Here is a 19,514-nt window from a genome sequence, read left to right on the forward strand (position 1 = left end):
CTCGACCTACCGACTCACCGCGGCGAGGGCCTCTGGAAGCGTGAAACGTCCGGCGTACAACGCCTTTCCGACGATCGCGCCCTCGACGCCGACACCTGTCAGGGTGGCGATGGCCCGCAGATCGTCCAGGCTCGACACCCCGCCGGAGGCGATGACGGGGGCGTCGGTGCGTTCGGCGACCCCGGCCAGCAGCTCGAGGTTCGGACCGTTGAGGGTGCCGTCCTTGGTGACGTCGGTGACGACGAACCGCGAGCATCCTTGCTTCTCGAGGCGTTCGAGCACCGGCCACAGATCTCCGCCGTCGGTCTCCCAACCGCGCCCGCGCAACCGGTACTCCCCCGCTTCGAGCTTGACGTCGAGCCCCACGGCGACCTTCTCCCCGTGCTCGGCGATCACCCGTGCGCACCACTGCGGGTTCTCGAGCGCCGCGGTGCCGAGATTGACCCTGGCGCAACCCGCGTCGAGCGCGGCGGTCAGCGACGCGTCGTCACGGATGCCCCCCGACAGTTCCACGGCGACGTCGAGCTTGCCGATGACCTCGGCCAGCAGCGCGCGATTGGATCCGCGGCCGAACGCCGCATCGAGGTCGACGAGGTGAATCCATTCGGCGCCGTCGCTCTGCCAGCCCAGTGCGGCGTCGAGCGCTGACCCGTAATCCGTTTCGCTGCCAGCGACGCCCTGCACCAGGCGGACCGCCTTGCCGTCGACCACGTCGACGGCAGGCAGAAGGATCAACCGCTTGTCACTCACGAGAGCCCCTCGACCCAATTGGCGAGCAGCGCCGCACCGGCGTCGCCACTCTTCTCCGGATGAAACTGCGTGGCGGACAAGGCGCCGTCCTCGACCGCAGCCAGGAAGGGTACGTGATGCGTCGCCCACGTCAGCGACGCACTCGGGTCACCCTCCCACTGCTGGGCGGCGTAGGAGTGCACGAAGTAGAAGCGGGTGTCGGCGTCCAGTCCCTTGAACAGCGTGCTGTTCGGCGCGGCGTCGACGACGTTCCACCCCATGTGCGGAACCACGGGGGCCTCCAACCGCACGACCGACCCGGGCCACTGACCGCAGCCGGTGCTCTCGACGCCGAATTCCACACCGCGGCTGAAGAGGATCTGCATGCCGACGCAGATGCCGAGGACGGGATGGCCGTTGGCGAGCCGCTCGGCGACGATCTTCTCCCCGTTCACCGCACGCAGGCCCGTCATGCACGCCTCGTAGGCGCCGACTCCCGGCACGACCAGACCATCGGCCGCCGCCGCGGCGGCGGGATCTGCCGTCACCTCGACCTGCGCGCCCACTCGTTCGAGCGCGCGTTGGGCCGACCGCAGATTGCCGGAGCCGTAGTCGAGTACGACGACTTTCGCCGTCACAGACTGCCCTTCGTCGATGGGACGCCGGCCACCCGTGGATCGGGCTCGACGGCTTGGCGCAGGGCGCGCGCCACCGCCTTGTACTGCGCCTCGGTGATGTGGTGCGGGTCGCGGCCGTACAGCGTGCGCACGTGGAGGGCGATTCGCGCGTTCATCGCCAACGACTCGAAGACGTGCCGGTTGATGACCGTGTGATAGGGCACGGAGCTGCCCGCAATCGTGCTGTGCAGCATGTGATCCGGCTCGCCGGTGTGGACGCAATAGGGTCGGCCCGAGACGTCGACCGAGGCGTGCGCCAGCGTCTCGTCCATCGGGATGAAGGCGTCACCGAACCGGCGGATACCCCTCTTGTCGCCGAGTGCCTGGGCCAGTGCCTGACCCAACACGATCGCCGTGTCCTCGACCGTGTGGTGCGCTTCGATGTCGACGTCGCCGGTGGCGTGCACGGTCAGATCGAAGCTCGCATGCGTACCCAGCGAGGTCAGCATGTGGTCGTAGAACGGGACACCGGTGCTGATGTCGACCAGACCGGTGCCATCGAGATCGAGCTCGACGACGATGTCGGATTCCTTGGTCTTGCGTTCGACGCGGGCGCGGCGGTTGGCCGGGGTGGTCATTGGGCTCCTACGGGGCTGCTGTTGTCGGTCGAGGTGAGTTCGGCTTCCGCGAGGCGGGCGCTGACGTCGAGCAGGATGTCGTTCTCGTCGGCCAGGCCGGTGGTGGCGCGCAGGAACCCGGGGATGCCGACGTCCCTGATCAGCACGCCCTCGTCGAGATACCGCTGCCACGCCCGCGGGGCGTCGGCGAAGTCACCGAACAGGACGAAGTTTGCATCGCTGGGTATCACGCGAAACCCGCAGCGACGCAACTCTTCCGAGACCCGGTCGCGTTCGGCGATCAGCCTGGCGACACTGCCGAGCGTGTCATCGGCATGCCGCAGGGCAGCTCGCGCCGCCGCTTGCGTGATCGAGGACAGGTGGTACGGCAGCCGGACCAGGAGCAGCGCATCGATGACGGCGGGGTCGGCGATCAGGTAGCCCAGCCGTCCGCCGGCGAACGCGAACGCCTTGCTCATCGTTCGGGTGACGATCAGCGAGGCCGGATAGTCCGCCAGCAGGTGCACGGCGGAGGGCTCGGACGAGAACTCGCCGTAGGCCTCGTCGACGATCACGACACCCGGTGCGGCGTCGAGCAGTCGGCGCAGGTCGCCCAGGGGGATGCTCTGGCCCGACGGGTTGTTGGGGCTGGCGAGGAAGACCACGTCGGGCTGGTGGTCGGTGATGGCGTCGACGGCCACCTCCACGTCGAGGCCGAAGTCGGCGGAGCGCTTGGCCTCCAGCCAGGAAGTCTGCGTGCCGTCGGAGATGATGGGGTGCATCGAGTACGACGGGACGAACCCGATTGCACTGCGGCCGGGACCGCCGAACGCCTGGAGCAGCTGCTGCAGGATTTCGTTGGAACCGTTTGCCGCCCACAGCATCTCGGTAGTCAGCGCGACACCGGTCTGCGCGCTGACGTACGCGGCCAGATCGGCCCGCAGCGCCGACGCGTCGCGGTCCGGGTACCGGTGCAGGTCGGACGCCGCGTCGCGCACGGAGGCGGCGACGTCGTCGACCAGCGCGGCGGTCGGGGGGTGCGGGTTCTCGTTGGTGTTGAGGCGCACCGGAACCGAGAGTTGAGGCGCTCCGTACGGCGACTTTCCACGGAGATCGTCCCGCAGGGGCAGGTCGTCGAGGGTGATCTTGCGAGCGCTCACTACTTCTCGAACCTCCGGCGGACGGCCTCGCCATGCGCAGGCAGGTTCTCGGCGTTGGCCAGGGTGATGACGTATCCCGACACGTCCTTCAGCGCTGCCTCCGTGTAGTCGACGACATGGATGCCGCGCAGGAACGTCTGCACGGACAGACCGCTGGAGTGCCGTGCGCACCCCGCGGTGGGCAATACGTGGTTGGAGCCGGCGCAGTAGTCACCCAGGCTGACCGGTGACCACGCGCCGACGAAAACGGCGCCGGCGGAACGCACCCGGGCGGCCACGGCGGAGGCGTCGACCGTCTGAATCTCCAGGTGCTCGGCGGCGTAGGCGTTGACCGTCTTCAGCCCGGCGTCGAGGTCGTCGACGAGAACGATGGCCGACTGGCGGCCGGTGAGCGCCGCGGTGACGCGCTCGCGGTGCACGGTGGTCTTCAGCTGGGCGGCGACCTCGGCGTCGGTCGCATCGGCGAGCTCGGTGCTGGTGGTGACGAGGACCGACGCCGCCATCTCGTCGTGCTCGGCCTGGCTGATCAGATCGGCGGCGATGTGAACCGGGTCGGCGGAGTGGTCGGCGAGGATGGCGATCTCCGTCGGGCCGGCCTCGGAGTCGATGCCCACCTGCGAACGGCAGATCCGCTTGGCCGCGGTGACGTAGATGTTGCCAGGCCCCGTGACCATGTCGACCGGCGCCAGCTCGCCGCCGTCGGTGTCGACGCCGCCGTGGGCGAGCAGCGCGACGGCCTGCGCGCCCCCGACGGCCCAAACCTCTGCGACGCCCAGCATGCGCGCCGCGGCGAGGATCGTCGGGTGCGGAAGCCCCCCGAACTCGGCCTGCGGCGGGCTCGCGATCACCAATGACTCCACCCCCGCGGTCTGCGCGGGCACCACGTTCATCACCACGCTCGACGGATAGACGGCATTGCCGCCGGGCACGTAGAGGCCCACCCGCTCCACGGGGACCCAGCGCTCGGTGACGGTGGCGCCGGGCGCGAGCGTGGTCGTGTGGTCGGTGCGCTGCTGGTCGGCGTGTACCGCCCGCGCCCGCTCGATCGCGACCCCGAGGGCAACGCGGATGTCGGCGTCGAGGGCGGCGAGCGCCTCCTCGAGGCGGGCCACCGGTACCCGAACGGTGTCGGGGCGCACGCCGTCGAACTTCTCGCCGTACTCCAGGGCCGCCGCGGCGCCCCGCTCGATCACCGCGTCGACGATCGGCCGCACCTTGGGCACCACCGCGTCGACGTCGACGCCGCCGCGCGGCAACACGGCGCGCAGCCGAGCCGCGGACAGCAGCTCGCCTCGCAGGTCGATGCGGGACATCAGCCCGGGTGCTTCACTCACGCCGTCTATTCTCCCAGAGCAGCACAAATCAGAATCCGGGAGCCGCCATGTCACCATCCACGTCGCGAAGAGACCACCCAAATGACGCCCCCGGGGTGCCCATGATCATCCCGGTGTGGCTCGAGCGGTTTCAGATCAAGTACGTCAACCCGATGCTGCGGCCGTTGTCGAAGCGGATGCCGGGTTTCGCCGTGATATCGCACCGCGGGCGGACATCGGGCAAGGACTACGAGACCATCGTCACCGCCTACCGCAAGGGCAGCCTGCTGGCGATCGGGCTGGTGCACGGCAAGACCAACTGGGTGAAGAACGTGTTGGCAGCCGGTGAGGCCGACATCCTCGTCGGGCGCAGGAAGCTGCACCTGGTCAACCCCCGCGTGCTGCCCGCGGGCACGGTGGACGCCAGCCTGCCCCGCATTCCGCAGCTCCTGGCCAAGCGCCAGGGGACCTTCGTCGCCGACATCGCCTGACGCGGGCTACTTGCAGAGTTCGCCCAGCTTGGCGTTCTCGGCGTCGGCGTCGCGAAGTCGGGCCGCCTGATCCGGGTCCGTGTTTGGCGAGCCGGAGGTGGCCGCCGCGCCGATGTCCAGCAGCGTGTTGGCGAACTTCTTGACGCCGTCGGCCAGCTCGGTCGGTGTCGCCGGGTCGAGTCGCGCCAGCAGGTACTGTCCGCCGCTGGAGAGGGACACCCTGGCGTTGGCCGCCACCGCGAGGGACCCGGTGACATCGCCCTCACCGCCGGGGACCTGGAGGTTGGTGTTCAACGAGACACCCTTGCGCACGACGTCCGCCGCGGCGCAGATCGCCGTCTTGGCTTCACCCTGCTGGGCGGAGGTGTAGTTCGGCTCGGGTGACTTCCGCTGGGGGCCGAACGCGGCCCACGCCGACAGCCCGACCGCCACCACCGACAAGATCACCGCGACTACGGACAGAACACCACCCCGCTGGGCCGAATTCGTGGCGTGACGGCTCTGAGGTGTTTCGCTGGACGACATTGGTTCAGCGTAGTGGAGCAAATCAAAAATCGAGGCCGACGTCGAGGACGCGCACCGAATGCGTGAGGGCCCCAACGGCGAGGTAGTCGACCCCGGTACCGGCGTAAGCGGCGGCATTGTCCAGCGAGAGGCTGCCCGACGACTCCAGTTTGACGCTGGACGCGCGGGCCGCGCGCCGCTGTACGGCCATCTGCGTCATCCACACCGGGAAGTTGTCCAGCAAAATCAACGGCGAGACCCCGAGGTCCTCGCCGAGGATGTCGTCGAGCTGCTCGAGCGAGTCGACCTCGACCTCCACCGGGACGTCGGGCGCCACCTGCCGCACGGCGTGCAGGGCTGCCACCACCGAGCCCGCCGCCGCGACGTGGTTGTCCTTGATCAACGCCGCGTCGCCAAGGCCCATGCGGTGGTTGACCCCGCCGCCCACGCGCACCGCGTACTTCTGCAGCACCCGCAGACCGGGCAGGGTCTTGCGGGTGTCACGAATCTGCGCCGTAGTGCCTGCGACGGCCTCGACCCAGGCGGCGGTGGTGCTGGCGATCCCCGACAGGTGACAGACCAAGTTGAGCATCGTGCGTTCGGCCGTGAGCAGTCCCCGGGTCGGTGCCTCGAGCACCAGCAGCGGGTCGCCTGGCTCGAGCCGCGTCCCGTCCTCGACCCGCGAGACCACCTCGTATCCGTCGGTGCCGAGGACCTCGTCGAGGACCAACAGCGCGATGTCCACACCTGCTGCCACGCCTGCCTGCCGACTGACCATGGAGGCCTTGGTGGTGGCGTCGGCCGGCACCGTCGCGAGCGACGTCACGTCCGGCCCGTACCGGAGGTCTTCCTCGAGCCCGCGGGCGATCGTCGCGCGGGCCTCGTCGACCTCGTCGTCGGTGAGGGCCATCAGCAGCACACCTCCGCGTGGTGGGTCACCGCGGGTGTGCCGTCGGATTGGAGTCGGACGGTGTTGCTCGTGGCCAGATGGGGATCGCGCTCCGCATGGTCGGCGCGGTGATGGCACCCCCGCGACTCGACCCGGTCGAATGCCGCCGCGGTGACCACGGAGGCCGTGACGGTGAGTGCGGCATCCTCGAAGTCATTGCGGGTGAACAGATTTCGCGGACCTGCCGTGCCGAGGAGTTCGGCCACGTGACTGAGTCCGATCGCGTCGCGCACGACCGACGCGTGCCGCGTCATGGCGCGTTGCAACTCCGCCCGCGGTAACGCCACCCGGCTGGCGGCGTCGAACGTGGCGCGCACGGCGGCGGCGTCCGCGGCGTGTCGCGCGGCGGCCGCACCCGCCCGACGACCCACCACCAGACCTTCCAGCAGGCTGTTGGACGCGAGCCGATTGGCGCCGTGCATTCCGGTGCGCGCAACCTCGCCGGCGGCGAAGAGACCCGCCAGTTCGGTACGCCCGTCCACATCGGTCGTGACGCCGCCGCAGCTGTAGTGGGCGCCGGGCACCACGGGTATCAGCGCCACGACCGGGTCGATGCCAGCGGCGAGGCAGGCGGCGTTGACGGTCGGAAACCGGCGGGTGAAGTCCTCGACGCCGCGGGCGTCGAGGTAGACGCACGGATCCCCCGTCCGCGACAGTCGTTCGTCGATGGCCGCGGCGACCACGTCCCGCGGAGCGAGATCGCCCATCGGGTGGACGCCTGCGGTGACCGAATCGCCGCGGGCATCGACGAGGAAGGCGCCCTCGCCCCGTAGTGCCTCGGTGATCAGCGGTCGACGTCCGCCGGCGTTGCCGTCGTAGAGCATCGTGGGATGGAACTGGATGAACTCGATGTCGCTCACGGCCAGACCCGCCCACAGCGCCAGCGCGACACCGTCGCCGGTCGATCCCTCCGGGTTGGTCGTGGCCGCGTACAGGTGGCCGAGGCCGCCCGTGGCCAGAATCACCGAGGGGGCATGTATCACGCCGAGGCCGTCGTCGTTGCGGACGAGGACTCCGGTGACCGCGCCCGCTTCGTGAAGAACTTGCAGCGCAACGTGATTGCGTCGAATGTCCATCGTGCTGGCGGCGTGATCCAGGGCCCGTTGCACCTCTGCGCCGGTGGCGTCACCGCCGGCGTGGACGATGCGCCGTCGGGAGTGCCCGCCCTCGCGGGTCAGCGACCACTGCCCCGGTGCCGCCTCGTCGAACCGCGCGCCGAACGCGACGAGCTCGGTCACCGCGGCATATCCGTCGGCGACGATCGACGTGACCGCGTCCGGGTCGCACAGCCCACCCCCCGCGGCGAGGGTGTCGGCAACGTGCGCCTCGATGGTGTCGTCGGTACGCGGCACCACGACGGCGATACCACCCTGGGCGTAGAACGTCGCCGTATCACCCGCCTTGCTCAGCACCACCACGCGGCGGCCGTGCCGCTGGGCGGCCAACGCCGCGGCCAACCCGGCCACCCCGGTGCCGACCACGACGACGTCGGCACGCTGCTGCCAGTAGCCGACTCCCCCGCACGCCGGCGCAGTCGTCGTCATTCTCCGCCGCCGGGCTGGCCGATCTCGATCATGCGCTGCACGCTCCTTCGACCGGCGGCTGCAACGTCCGGGTCGACGTGCACTTCATCCGCGCCCTCGACGAGGCAGCGCAGCAGCGCCGCAGGTGTGATCATCTTCATGTAGCGGCAGGATGCCCGGTCGTTCACGGCGCGGAAATCCACTTCCGGTGCGGCGCGCCGTAATTGATGCAACATGCCCACCTCGGTCGCGACAAGGACCTGGCGCGCGCGCGTCGCCCTGGCGGCGTCCAGCATGCCGCCGGTGGACAGGATCTTCACGCGGTCGTCCGGGAACGCGCCCTCGCCGGCCAGATACAGCGCCGATGTGGCGCAGCCGCATTCGGGATGGACGTACAACTCGGCGTCGGGGTGGGCCTTGGCTTGCGCCGTGAGCTCGTCGCCGTTGATCCCCGCGTGCACGTGGCATTCACCCGCCCAGACGTGAATGTTCTTGCGGCCGGTCACACGTCGGACGTGGGCACCAAGGAACTGGTCCGGGCAGAACAGCACCTCGCGGTCCTCGGGAATCGACGCCACCACCTCGACCGCGTTGGACGAGGTGCAGCAGATGTCGGTGAGTGCCTTCACCGCTGCGGTGGTGTTCACGTAGGACACGACCACGGCGTCGGGATACTCGGCCTTCCAGGCCCTCAGGTCGTCGGCCGTGATCGAGTCGGCCAATGAGCAGCCGGCCCGCTGATCGGGGATCAGCACCGTCTTACCGGGGCTGAGGATCTTCGCGGTCTCGGCCATGAAGTGGACGCCGCAGAACACGATCGTGTCCTCCGGCGCCTCGGCGGCGATCCGGGACAGCGCCAACGAATCACCGACGTGATCGGCCACGTCCTGGATGGCCGGCAGCTGGTAGTTGTGCGCGAGCAGCGTGGCGTTGCGCAGGTCGGCGAGGCGGCGAATCTCTGCCGCCCACTCCTCGTCGGCGATCACACCGCCGTAGCCGGCGGGACCGTTCGTGATCTGGGCGGCCCAGCCGCGACTCGACTCGGCGGTGAGGTCCACTACCGTCATGGTCGTCTCCTTTGATCCCGAAGAGGTTTTCGACTTATGATCGAAAACATGACTGATACTAGCACTGCCCACGAAGTGCTCGTTGTCGTGTTTCAGGTTCGGCAGCTCTCGACGCCGAACCCGCAGCTCAGCGTGCTGCTATGGGAGCGGGCCATGGACCCGCAACGCGGGGCGTGGTCACTTCCCGGCGGCCGACTCCGTCACGACGAAGACATGACGAGTTCAGTTCGGCGCCAACTGGCCGAGAAGGTGGACCTGCGGGAACTGACCCATCTCGAACAGCTCGCGGTGTTCTCGGAGCCACGGCGGGTGCCCGGCCCCAGGACCATCGCCTCGACGTTCCTGGGCCTGGTGCCCTCCCCTGCCACCCCCGAACTCCCACCGGACACCCGATGGCATCCGGTGAGCGCCCTGCCGCCGATGGCCTTCGACCATCGACCGATGATCACCCACGCCCATGCCAGGCTGATCGCCAAGCTGTCATACACCAACATCGGGTTCGCGCTGGCGCCAAGGGAATTCGCGCTGTCCACGCTGAAGGACGTCTACGACGCGGCCCTCGGATACGAGGTGGACGCCACGAACCTCCAGCGCGTCCTGGCCCGTCGGGGCGTGATCGTCCCGACCGGCACCACGGCGAAGTCGGGCCGCAGCGGTGGCCGCCCCGCCGCCGTGTACCGCTTCACCGAGGCGCAGTACCGCGTCACCGACGAGTTCGCTGCCTTCCGTCCGCCGACGTCATGACGGCCCCAATTGGCTTTAAGGAACCGTTAAGAGACAATGTCCTGATGGACTCTGGCAGCGCAGCCCTCTCGACCGGTGCGGAATGGATCGGCCGAGCGCCCCACGAGGAGCTTCGCCGCAAGTCGCACCCCGCGCTGCCCGACGTGGACCCGTTCTACGTACCGCCGGCGGGGTACGAACACGCCAGGCCAGGGACGGTGCTGCGCTCGCGCGACGTCGAACTCGCGTTCCTCGGGCTGGTCCCACAGAAGCTGACCGCCACGCAGCTGCTGTACCGGTCGACCGACCTCAACGGTGTCCCGGAGCCCGCCGTAACGACCGTCGTGGTGCCGGCCGACCGGGCCGCGGGCAGCACGGGTCCGATCCTGTCCTACCAGTGCGCGATCGACGCGGTCGCCGGTAGCTGCTTCCCGTCCTACGCCCTTCGTCGCGGGGCGAAGGCCGCCGGTGCTCTCGCGCAGTTCGAATTCCTCCTGGTGTCCGCGGCGCTGGCCGAGGGCTGGGCCGTTTCGATCCCGGATCACGAAGGCGTGCACGGTATCTGGGGCGCACCCCACGAACCCGGCTACCACATCCTCGACGGACTGCGGGCGGCGCTGAATCATGAAGCGCTCAACCTCTCGAGCGAATCGCCCATGGGGCTGTGGGGCTACTCCGGTGGCGGCCTGGCCACGGCGTGGGCGACCGAGGTGTACGCCGACTACGCACCCGAGTTGAACGTCGTCGGCGCCGTGCTGGGATCCCCGGTCGGCGACCTCGGCCAGACGTTCCGCCGGCTCAACGGCACCTTCTACTCGGGTCTGCCCGCCATGGTGGTCGCCGCCCTATCGCACGTGTATCCCGACCTGGACCGTGTCATCAACGAGCACGTCACCGCCGAGGGCAAAGCGATGCTGAGCGACATCCAGAAGATGACGACCGCGCACGCCGTGATCAAGCTGATCCACGAGGACATGGACACACTGGTCGACCAGCCGCTGGAGAACATCCTCAGGACGCCAGAGGTTCAGCACGTATTCGACAGCATCAAGCTGGGCACCGCGGCACCGAGCATCCCCGTGCTCGTCGTACAGGCGGTGCACGACCGGATCGTCTCCGTGGACGACATCGACGCGCTGACCCACACGTACGCCCGCGGCGGTGCCAACGTCACCTACCACCGCGACATGCTCAGCGAACACATGCTGCTGCACCCGATGTCCGCTCCGATGACGCTGCGCTGGCTGCGCGACCGCTTCGCGGGGCGCCCGCTGTCGAGCCGCCGCGCGCGGACCAAGTGGCCGACGCTGCTGAACCCCTCGACCTATCGGGGCATGATCCGGCTGGGAATCATCAGTGCGAAGGTGATGACGGGTCGACGAGTGGATCGGCTGCCGCTGTCGGAGCTGGATCTCTAGTCACCAGGAAGGCCTGTTCGACCGGCGGCCAGGCGCCGAGGTCGTCACGCTTGGTCGACAGCGCGCAGATCGCGTAGACCAGCGCCGCCACCCCGGCCGGCAGGACGATCGACGCCGCGATCTGCAGCGGGCCGTGGCCGAAGAAGACCGCCGGCGCCTGATGGGTGTAGAACACCCGCTGCTCGGGTGAGACGGGAGCGGCCGCGATGTCCACCACGCCGTGCCGCCAGCGCGCCAATCCGGCGCCGACACCGGCCGCGGCGCCTGCCGCCGCCAACGCCCCCACCGACAGGGCACCGACCATGATCGGACCCCGGTGCGGCCGCCACTGCCACAGCGCGACCGCGGACGTCACGGCGAGCACGAACAGAAGTCCGGTCATGAGGAACGCGCCGAGGAAGAGCAGGTCGGACTCGTCGCCGACGTAGCCCTGCACCCGATCGCCATCGCGGGTCAACGCGATTACCAGCGCAATGGGCGGTGCCAGCCAGGCCCAGACGACACCCACGACGACCCCGAGGAGCGCCAGGCCGAGCACAACCCGGGTCGCCGCCTGGCGATGCGAAAGACGTGGTTGCTCAGGGGTCATCGTTTCCCCTCCAGGTCCTTGGAATCGAGCGCACCGTGCCGCGAGCACTTCGCCGACCAGCCGTCGGGCCGCACCTGCACGATCATCCTCCGGCCGCAATCGGAGCAGAATCGTGGCGGCTCGAGCCCCATCTGGGCGGCCGCCGGTACGCTGCCGCCCTCGGGCTCGCCGGTGTAGACGTTGAACTTCTGCGGCATCCTAGATGGTCGCGTTCAACGCCTTGATGGGCATCTGCAGATCGTTGAGGAGCTCGAGATCGGACTCCGCGGGGCGTCCGAGCGTGGTCAGGTAGTTGCCGACGATGACCGCGTTGATCCCGCCGAGGATGCCCTGCTTGGCGCCGAGATCGCCGAGGGTGATCTCGCGTCCCCCCGCGAAGCGGAGCATCGTGCGCGGGAGTGCGAGCCGGAACGCAGCGACCGCCTTCAGCGCCTCGGCGGCGGGGAGCACCTCGAGGTCACCGAACGGTGTACCGGGCCGGGGGTTGAGGAAGTTCAGCGGCACCTCGTGAGGGTTCAACGCGGCGAGGTCGGCGGCGAACTCGGCCCGCTGCTCCAGCGTCTCGCCCATGCCAAGGATGCCGCCGCAGCAGACCTCCATGCCGGCGTCGCGCACCATCGCCAAGGTGTCCCGGCGTTCCTCCCAGGTATGGGTGGTGACGACGTTGGTGAAGAACGATCGCGCGGTCTCGAGGTTGTGGTTGTAGCGGTGGACGCCCATCGCGGCGAGCCGGTCGACCTGTTCCTGGGTAAGCATGCCCAGGGAGCAGGCGATCTGGATGTCGACCTCGTTGCGGATGGCTTCGATGCCCGCGGCGACCTGCGCGAGCAAGCGCTCGTCGGGTCCGCGCACGGCGGCGACGATGCAGAACTCGGTGGCGCCGGACTTCGCAGTTTGCTTGGCCGCCTCCACCAGGCTGGGGATGTCGAGCCAGGCGCTGCGCACCGGTGACGCGAAGAGCCCGGATTGCGAGCAGAAGTGGCAATCCTCGGGGCAGCCGCCGGTCTTGAGGCTGATGATGCCCTCGACCTCGACCTCGGGCCCGCACCACTTCATCCGGACGTCGTGGGCGAGCGCCAGCAGGTCCTCGAGCCGGTCGTCGGACAGTTGCAGGACTGCCAGCACCTGCTGCTGATCGAGACCTTCGCCCCGTTCGAGCACCTGCTCCCTGGCTAGACCCAGCACATCCGTGCCTACCTCTGAAGCCGCCTGCGTCACTCCGCACTCCTCCCGCACCAAAGAACTTGAACGGTGTTTAGGCTACAGGGGTGCAACTGCATCGACGCGATGTGGTCTCCAAGGCCACGCAGCTCCTCGACGACTACGGAATCGCCGATCTGACGATGCGGCGACTCGCCCGCGAGCTCGGCGTCACCCCCGGCGCGCTCTACTGGCACTTCGCCGACAAGCAGGCCTTGCTCGGAGCGGTCGCCGACCGGATCCTCGACGCTGCGGCGACCCCGCGCGAGGGAGATCGGTGGTCGGTGCGGGTGCAGGCCATCTGCACCGGTGTGCGCGACGCGCTGCTGTCGACCACCGATGGGGCCGAGCTCGTCTCGGCGAGCTTCGCGGCGGGCAAGTCCGACCAGATGGCCGGCATCCTGGAGCAGCTGACCGTCGCGACGGCCGAGGCAGGCATCGCTCGACCGAATGCCGAACTCGCCGCGCGAACGATCCTCTACTACGTGCTCGGCTTCACCGCGGACGAGCAGTCCCGCATCCAATGGGACGCCGTAGGCGCCCTGTCGGACGGACAGTCCGTGATGACCACCGATCCCAACGCGCGCTTCAGCTTTGGGCTTCGCTTGCTGGTCGACGGCATCGCCGCGCACCGTGAGGCGCCGTCAGGCGATCACGGTGTCGATCCTGGCCTCACCGTCCCAGCGCCGTAGGCCGGCGAACGCGCCGACGACGTCATCGGCGTCGATTGCCTCCAGCGCCGCCGGGAGGTCAGCGGGCGACATCCGGCGCGCCAGCGTCACGTGGGGGGTCCATCGACCAGGACGCACGTGGGCGAACGGCTCGTCGGCCACATGCGGCGCGCAGATCGCGTCGACCCACGCGTGCAACCGCAGCAGTCCGACACTCGGGACGATCAGCCGAACCAGGGTGAGCGATTGATGCCCGAACACCATCGGAGCACCGATCACGCTCTCCAGCGGCAGTTGGCCAGCCGGCTCACCCAGGGCGGTGTCGACGGCCGGGTCGATGCGCGTGGCCACGGTGAGCGTGACGTGCGGTCGATTGCTCGGTGACCTGTGGTGTGCCTGACTCGGCAGACCGGCTTCGGCGAGCGCGACCCACTCGCGGTGGATGGCCGCCTCGGCGCCCGGGTCGAACAGCAACTCGACGGAGTGGGCGGCCACGCCTAGAGGCTCCGCACCCACTCGGCGCTGAAGGCGCCTGCACTGACGTCGGCGAAGGCCTCCGGCGTCAAACCGCCCGCACCGGTCGGCAGCACGGCGCGCACGGGGGCGATGCGGTCGAGCGCCTCGCGGTTGGACGTCTCCGCGGGACCCGGCTCGAGCGGCCACGCCCCGATCACCACACCGGCGCACGGAATACCTTGTACTACAAGTGATTCCACGGTGAGCGCGGTGTGGTTGAGGGTGCCCAGGCCGGCCCTGGCGACGACCAGCACGGCCGCGTCCAGGTCGGTCGCGAGGTCTCGCAGCGTCACGCCGCCGGCGCCGAGTTCGACGAGCAGGCCACCCGCACCCTCGACCAGCGTCAGTCGACCCGGCAAATCTTGCGCGGTGATCGAACCGACCAGCTCGGCGCGGGTCGGCAACGGCAGGCCCGCCCGATCCGCGGCCGCGACGGGCGCCAGCGGCTCGGGATAACGCCACCCAGAGACGAGAGCACCAACCCCGGAGAGCCGCGCCACCTCGCCGAGATCGTCGTCGCCGTCGGCGGCGCCCGTTTGTACGGGTTTGCACACCGCGACGTCGAGGCCCGCCAACCGCGCGTGGCAGGCCAGCGCCGCCGTCGCGACGGTCTTGCCCACACCGGTGTCGGTACCGGTGATCAGCAGGATGCTCATCGCGGCGAGGCGTTCGACAGGACCTCCGACAGGACGCGGCGGGCAACCTCGAGATCCTCCGTCGACAACGACGCGCGCGCGGTGAGGCGCAGTCGCGACGTGCCGGCGGGCACCGTGGGCGGACGGAAGCACCCGACCCGCACCCCGCGGTCGAGGCACGCCGCCGCTGCCGCCAACGCGACCTCCGGCTCGCCGATGATGACCGGCACCACCGCGGATTCGGGAACCGCTGCGACGCCGCATATCTCGGCGAGTTCGGCGGCGTGCCGCAGCACCGCATCGGCCAGTGACGGTTCCTCGACCAGCACCTCGAGAGCGGCCAGCGCCGCGCCCACGGCGGCAGGGGCGAGGCCGGTGTCGAAGATGAACGGGCGCGCGGCGTCGATCAGGTGCGCACGGACCGATGCCGGTCCGAGCACGGCGCCACCCTGACTGCCCAGCGCCTTGGACAGCGTCGTGGTCACCACCACGTCGGGAGCGCCGGCCAGCCCGACCTCGGCGACGAGCCCTCGGCCGCCGGCGCCACGTACGCCGAGCCCGTGGGCTTCGTCGACGATGAGCAACGCCCCGTGCCGTCGACACACGTCGTGCAGATCCCGCAGCGGGGCCATCGCACCGTCGGCACTGAACACCGAGTCCGTGACGACCACGGCACGCTGCTCGCCGCGGACGCGCAGCGCGGCCTCGACGGCGTCGACGTCGCGGTGGGGGGTTACCACGACCCGGGCCCGCGACAGTCGGCAGGCGTCGACCAACGAGGCGTGCGTCAGCGCGTCGGACACCACCAGCGAACCCGCACCCGACAGGGCGACGACGGCGCCCAGGTTGGCGGTGTAGCCCGACGAGAAGACCAACGCCGACTCGGCGCCGAGGAACTCGGCCAACGCGATCTCGAAGTCCTCGTGCAGCACGGTGTTTCCAGTGACCAGTCGCGAACCGGTCGACCCGGCGCCCCAGGTCTGCAGTGCGCGCACGGCGCCCTCGACCACGCGGGGGTGCCGCGACAGTCCCAGATAGTCGTTGGACGCCAGGTCGAGCCCGCCTTCGGACACCTGCCGGGCCCGCAGCGAGCGGCGCAGACCGGCGGTCCGCCGCTGCTGCTCGATCTCGTCGAGCCAGGCCAACGGGGAGATCACCGCGCGTGTCACCTTGTCCGCCTTTCGAACGGCCATCCCGACTTGAACACCGTTCAGGTTAGCGCACGCGCCACGCCCACCATCGCCGAGCCGATGGTCTCCACCTCGTCGGGTGTGCACACGTACGGCGGCATCGCGTAGACCAGGTTGCGGAACGGGCGCAGCCAGACGCCGTGACGCAGCGCCGCCTCCGTGGCCTTCCTCATGTTCACCGGCTGCCGCATCTCGATCACGCCGATGGCTCCGAGCACCCGGACGTCGGCGACTTCGGCAAGCTCGCGGGCTGGCGCCAACCCGGCAGCCAGGCCAGCCTCGATGTCGCGCACCCGCCGCTGCCAGTCCTGATTCAGGAGCAACTCGACCGACGCCACGGACACCGCGCACGCCAGCGCGTTGGCCATGAACGTCGGTCCGTGCATCAACGCACCCGGCTCACCGGAGCTGATGGTCGTGGCGACGTCGGAGCTGCACAGCGTCGCCGCCAGGGTGAGGTAGCCGCCGGTCAATGCCTTGCCGACGCACATGACGTCGGGCACGACACCCGCGTGGTCGGCGGCGAACAGCTCACCCGTCCTGCCGAACCCGGTGGCGATCTCGTCGAAGATCAGCAGCACGTCATGGCGGGTGCAGGCCGCGCGCAGGTCCGTCAGGTGACGCGGGTCGTGGAACCTCATCCCGCCCGCGCCCTGGACGACCGGTTCAACGATCACGGCGGCTAGCTCGTGGGCGTGCGCGGCGAGCTGCGCCTCGAACGCCGCACCGTAGGCCGGGTCGTACTCGGTGGGCACCTGCGGGGCGAACACCTGCGACACGAGGACGTCCGACCAGAGGGAATGCATGCCGCCGTCGGGGTCGCAGACGCTCATCGGCGTGAACGTGTCGCCGTGATATCCGCCACGCCACGTCATCAGCCGGTGCTTGGCGGGCTTGCCGCGGCTGCGTTGGAACTGCAGGGCCATCTTCGCGGCCACCTCGACCGCCACCGAGCCCGAATCGCTGAAGAAGACGGTGTCCAGGCCGTCGGGGGTGATCTGCACCAGCAGTTCCGCCAGCCGTGCCGCCGGCTCGTGGGTCAGCCCGCCGAACATCACGTGGTTCATCGTCGCGAGTTGCCGGCTGACCGCCGCGTCCAGCACGGGATGACCATGCCCGTGGATCGCGGTCCACCACGAGCTCATCGCATCGATCACCTCGACCGGCTGGCCACCGTCCACGACCGTGAGCGACGAGCCGCGCGCGGCGACCGCCACCATGGGCGGCATCGAGTCCGGATCGGCGTGGGATTCGGAGCCGCTCGCAATCCTGCTGTAGGGATGCCATATGTGGGCAGCGTCGATCGCGCTGATCTGATCTGGCGTCAGCGGCGGCATGCCCCCACCTTCCCCCGGCTGACCGCGCATCACAAAACGGCCTTATCGCCACGGGTTGGGTAGATTGACCGACGACCATGTTGACGCTCTCGCCTGCCCGAACGGTTCCCGACACCGGATCGGATTCGACCACGCACGCCGTGCTGGGCACCCGGACGTCCGGCTTCTACCGGCACGATCTCGACGGGCTCCGCGGTGTCGCCATCGCACTCGTCGCAGTGTTCCACGTGTGGTTCGGCAGGGTGTCTGGTGGCGTCGACGTCTTCCTGGCCCTCTCGGGTTTCTTCTTCGGCGGCCGGCTGCTGCGGACGGCACTCAAGTCAGGGGCCTCGCTGTCGCCCGTGCCCGAGTTGAAGCGGCTCATCCGTCGCCTGCTGCCCGCGCTGGTGGTCGTGCTCGCCGCATCGGCCGTCCTCACGATCCTCATCCAGCCCGAGACCCGCTGGGAGACCTTCGCCGACCAGAGCCTCGCCAGCCTCGGCTACTACCAGAACTGGGAGCTCGCCAACACGGCCTCCAACTACCTCCGCGCCGGTGAGGCCGTCAGCCCTCTGCAACACATCTGGTCGATGTCGGTGCAGGGGCAGTTCTACATTGCGTTCCTCGGGTTGATCTTCGGGTTCGCCTACCTGCTGCGCAATCGACTGCGGTCGCACACCCGACTAGCGCTGATCATCCTGCTGATGCTGCTGACCGTCGCGTCGTTCGTCTACGCAGTCATCGCACACGCCGAGGATCCGTCGACGGCCTACTACAACAGCTTCGCCCGCGGCTGGGAACTGCTGCTCGGGGCACTCGTCGGCGCCCTCGTGCCGTACGTCAGGTGGCCGAGCTGGCTGCGCTCGATCCTCGCCATCGTCGCGCTGGCCGCCATCCTGTCCTGCGGAGCCTTCATCGACGGCGTCAAGGAGTTTCCTGGACCGTGGGCGCTGGTGCCGGTCGGCGCGACGATGCTGTTCATCCTCAGCGGAGCCAACCGGATGGCCGATCCGCACCTGGCCGCCACCGATGGTCGACTGCCCGCCGTCAGCCGGCTGCTGGCGACCAAGCCCTTCGTGTCGCTCGGGTCGATGGCGTACTCGCTGTACCTGTGGCACTGGCCGCTGCTGATCTTCTGGCTGGCCTACTCGGGGCACACGCGCGCCAACTTCGTCGAGGGCGCCATCGTCCTCCTGGTGTCCGGTCTGCTCGCATGGCTGACGACCAGGTTCATCGAGGAACCCCTTCGGCTTCGCGGCTCGGCGGCCGCCGCAGCACAGAAACGTGCCGTCGTCATCCCGTTGCGCACCCGGTTGCGACGACCCACCATCGTGCTCGGCTCGATCGTCACCCTGCTCGGGGTCGCCCTGACCGCCACGTCCTTCACCTGGCGTGAGCACATGACCATCCAACGCGACAACGGCAAGGAGCTGGCGGGTCTCTCGTCGCGCGACTACCCCGGTGCGCGAGCGCTCGTCGACGGCGTCCGCGTGCCCAAGCTGCCGATGCGCCCGACCGTGCTCGAGGCCAAGGACGACGTCCCGGTGTCCACGACGCAGGGGTGCATCAGCGACTTCGCGAATACCGACATCATCAACTGCACCTACGGCGACGACACCGCCACCCGCACCATCGCCGTCGCGGGCGGCTCACACGCCGAGCACTGGATCACCGCCTTGGATCTGCTGGGCCGCACCCACCACTTCAAGGTCGTCACGTATCTGAAGATGGGTTGTCCACTGACCACCGAGGAGAAACCACTCGTCATGGGCGACAACCGGCCCTACCCGAAGTGCCGAGAGTGGAACCAGAAGGTGATGCCACGGCTGCTCGCCGATCACCCCGACTACGTCTTCACGACGTCCACCCGCCCGTGGAACATCAAGGACGGTGACGTGATGCCGAGCTTCTACGTCGGTATCTGGCAGGACTTCGCGGACGCGGGCATCCCCGTCCTGGCGATGCGCGACACGCCATGGCTGGTGAAGGACGGGAAGCCGTTCTTCCCCGCCGACTGCCTCGCCGACGGCGGGGACGCCGTCTCGTGCGGCATCAAGCGCTCCGAGGTACTGTCCGATCACAATCCGACGCTTGATTTCGTCGGGCGTTTCCCCGGGCTGAAGCCGCTCGACATGAGCGACGCGGTGTGCCGTCAGGACCAGTGCCGCGCAGTGGAGGGAAATGTCTTGGTGTATCACGATTCTCATCACATCTCTGCCACGTACATGCGCACCATGACCACCGACCTGGGTCGTCAGCTCGCCGCCGCCACCGGCTGGTGGTGAC

The 19,514-nt window shown here is 69.2% G+C and carries 21 protein-coding genes; 5 read left to right on the plus strand and 16 right to left on the minus strand.

From position 1 onward, the window contains the following. Positions 1–6: 6 nt before the first annotated feature. The 5 genes from priA to hisD are packed head-to-tail and all read right to left on the minus strand — an operon-like array spanning position 7 to position 4,436. The gene (gene priA, locus QUE68_RS15350; RefSeq protein WP_284230967.1) at positions 7–735 is read right to left on the minus strand and encodes a bifunctional 1-(5-phosphoribosyl)-5-((5-phosphoribosylamino)methylideneamino)imidazole-4-carboxamide isomerase/phosphoribosylanthranilate isomerase PriA; all 729 of its coding nucleotides are present in this window, start codon (positions 733–735) and stop codon (positions 7–9) included. An 11-nt stretch (positions 736–746) separates the two neighbouring features. Next, positions 747–1,367, minus strand: coding sequence for an imidazole glycerol phosphate synthase subunit HisH (gene hisH, locus QUE68_RS15355; protein ID WP_286274116.1), 621 nt, complete (start codon positions 1,365–1,367; stop codon positions 747–749). Further along, a complete protein-coding gene (gene hisB, locus QUE68_RS15360) occupies positions 1,364–1,984 on the minus strand; it encodes an imidazoleglycerol-phosphate dehydratase HisB (protein ID WP_284226919.1) in 621 nt (206 codons plus the stop codon). The genes hisH and hisB overlap by 4 nt, the downstream gene beginning before the upstream one ends. Further along, on the minus strand, positions 1,981–3,123 hold the full coding sequence (locus tag QUE68_RS15365; RefSeq protein WP_286274117.1) for a histidinol-phosphate transaminase: 1,143 nt from the start codon (positions 3,121–3,123) through the stop codon (positions 1,981–1,983). The genes hisB and QUE68_RS15365 overlap by 4 nt, the downstream gene beginning before the upstream one ends. Next, complete coding sequence (gene hisD, locus QUE68_RS15370; RefSeq protein WP_284230970.1) at positions 3,123–4,436, minus strand: histidinol dehydrogenase; 1,314 nt, start codon at positions 4,434–4,436, stop codon at positions 3,123–3,125. Before hisD ends, QUE68_RS15365 begins: the two co-directional genes overlap by 1 nt. A gap of 68 nt (positions 4,437–4,504) precedes the next feature. Here hisD and QUE68_RS15375 point away from each other — a divergent pair, with 68 nt between their 5' ends. Further along, positions 4,505–4,927, plus strand: coding sequence for a nitroreductase family deazaflavin-dependent oxidoreductase (locus QUE68_RS15375; RefSeq protein ID WP_284226923.1), 423 nt, complete (start codon positions 4,505–4,507; stop codon positions 4,925–4,927). Between the two features lie 6 nt (positions 4,928–4,933). Here the strand turns inward: QUE68_RS15375 and QUE68_RS15380 are convergent, their stop codons facing one another. The 4 genes from QUE68_RS15380 to nadA are packed head-to-tail and all read right to left on the minus strand — an operon-like array spanning position 4,934 to position 8,970. Further along, positions 4,934–5,452 carry a hypothetical protein gene (locus QUE68_RS15380; protein WP_284226924.1) on the minus strand — a complete coding sequence of 173 codons (519 nt, stop codon included), beginning with the start codon at positions 5,450–5,452 and terminating at the stop codon, positions 4,934–4,936. 22 nt (positions 5,453–5,474) lie between these two features. Continuing rightward, positions 5,475–6,341: a carboxylating nicotinate-nucleotide diphosphorylase gene (gene nadC, locus QUE68_RS15385; protein ID WP_284226925.1), complete on the minus strand. Its 867-nt coding sequence runs from the start codon at positions 6,339–6,341 to the stop codon at positions 5,475–5,477. After that, a complete protein-coding gene (locus QUE68_RS15390) occupies positions 6,341–7,924 on the minus strand; it encodes an L-aspartate oxidase (RefSeq protein ID WP_286274118.1) in 1,584 nt (527 codons plus the stop codon). Before QUE68_RS15390 ends, nadC begins: the two co-directional genes overlap by 1 nt. Continuing rightward, positions 7,921–8,970 carry a quinolinate synthase NadA gene (gene nadA, locus QUE68_RS15395; RefSeq protein ID WP_284226927.1) on the minus strand — a complete coding sequence of 350 codons (1,050 nt, stop codon included), beginning with the start codon at positions 8,968–8,970 and terminating at the stop codon, positions 7,921–7,923. The genes QUE68_RS15390 and nadA overlap by 4 nt, the downstream gene beginning before the upstream one ends. 48 nt (positions 8,971–9,018) lie before the next feature. On the opposite strand from nadA, the gene QUE68_RS15400 reads away from it, so the two are divergent. Then, positions 9,019–9,714 (plus strand): NUDIX hydrolase, encoded by a 696-nt coding sequence (locus tag QUE68_RS15400; RefSeq protein WP_284226928.1) that lies wholly within the window; start codon positions 9,019–9,021, stop codon positions 9,712–9,714. Positions 9,715–9,758: 44 nt separating this feature from the next. Continuing rightward, positions 9,759–11,111 carry a lipase family protein gene (locus QUE68_RS15405; protein WP_284226930.1) on the plus strand — a complete coding sequence of 451 codons (1,353 nt, stop codon included), beginning with the start codon at positions 9,759–9,761 and terminating at the stop codon, positions 11,109–11,111. On the opposite strand, the gene QUE68_RS15410 is transcribed toward QUE68_RS15405, so the two are convergent. Genes QUE68_RS15410 through bioB form a run of 3 tightly spaced genes read right to left on the minus strand, consistent with a single transcriptional unit; the run spans position 11,047 to position 12,918 of the window. Continuing rightward, on the minus strand, positions 11,047–11,700 hold the full coding sequence (locus tag QUE68_RS15410; RefSeq protein ID WP_286274119.1) for a DUF2567 domain-containing protein: 654 nt from the start codon (positions 11,698–11,700) through the stop codon (positions 11,047–11,049). The two genes, QUE68_RS15405 and QUE68_RS15410, sit on opposite strands and share 65 nt — an antisense overlap. After that, the gene (bsaP, locus tag QUE68_RS15415) at positions 11,697–11,897 is read right to left on the minus strand and encodes a biotin synthase auxiliary protein BsaP (protein ID WP_284226933.1); all 201 of its coding nucleotides are present in this window, start codon (positions 11,895–11,897) and stop codon (positions 11,697–11,699) included. Before bsaP ends, QUE68_RS15410 begins: the two co-directional genes overlap by 4 nt. A gap of 1 nt (position 11,898) precedes the next feature. Beyond that, a complete protein-coding gene (gene bioB, locus QUE68_RS15420; protein ID WP_284226934.1) occupies positions 11,899–12,918 on the minus strand; it encodes a biotin synthase BioB in 1,020 nt (339 codons plus the stop codon). A 50-nt stretch (positions 12,919–12,968) separates the two neighbouring features. Between bioB and QUE68_RS15425 the strand changes: the two genes are divergently transcribed. Next, the gene (locus tag QUE68_RS15425; protein ID WP_286274120.1) at positions 12,969–13,592 is read left to right on the plus strand and encodes a TetR family transcriptional regulator; all 624 of its coding nucleotides are present in this window, start codon (positions 12,969–12,971) and stop codon (positions 13,590–13,592) included. Here QUE68_RS15425 and QUE68_RS15430 read toward each other — a convergent pair. Genes QUE68_RS15430 through QUE68_RS15445 form a run of 4 tightly spaced genes read right to left on the minus strand, consistent with a single transcriptional unit; the run spans position 13,545 to position 17,249 of the window. Continuing rightward, complete coding sequence (locus QUE68_RS15430) at positions 13,545–14,066, minus strand: 2'-5' RNA ligase family protein (RefSeq protein WP_284226938.1); 522 nt, start codon at positions 14,064–14,066, stop codon at positions 13,545–13,547. The genes QUE68_RS15425 and QUE68_RS15430 overlap by 48 nt on opposite strands. A 2-nt stretch (positions 14,067–14,068) precedes the next feature. After that, positions 14,069–14,743 carry a dethiobiotin synthase gene (bioD, locus tag QUE68_RS15435; RefSeq protein WP_284226939.1) on the minus strand — a complete coding sequence of 225 codons (675 nt, stop codon included), beginning with the start codon at positions 14,741–14,743 and terminating at the stop codon, positions 14,069–14,071. Then, a complete protein-coding gene (locus QUE68_RS15440; protein ID WP_286275840.1) occupies positions 14,740–15,891 on the minus strand; it encodes an 8-amino-7-oxononanoate synthase in 1,152 nt (383 codons plus the stop codon). Before QUE68_RS15440 ends, bioD begins: the two co-directional genes overlap by 4 nt. A 41-nt stretch (positions 15,892–15,932) precedes the next feature. After that, positions 15,933–17,249: an adenosylmethionine--8-amino-7-oxononanoate transaminase gene (locus tag QUE68_RS15445; RefSeq protein WP_284226941.1), complete on the minus strand. Its 1,317-nt coding sequence runs from the start codon at positions 17,247–17,249 to the stop codon at positions 15,933–15,935. Between the two features lie 77 nt (positions 17,250–17,326). Here QUE68_RS15445 and QUE68_RS15450 point away from each other — a divergent pair, with 77 nt between their 5' ends. Further along, positions 17,327–19,513, plus strand: coding sequence for an acyltransferase family protein (locus tag QUE68_RS15450; RefSeq protein WP_284235908.1), 2,187 nt, complete (start codon positions 17,327–17,329; stop codon positions 19,511–19,513). The last annotated feature ends 1 nt before the right edge of the window (position 19,514 follow it).

The organism is Mycolicibacterium sp. TUM20985 (assembly GCF_030295745.1).
GTDB lineage: Bacteria > Actinomycetota > Actinomycetes > Mycobacteriales > Mycobacteriaceae > Mycobacterium.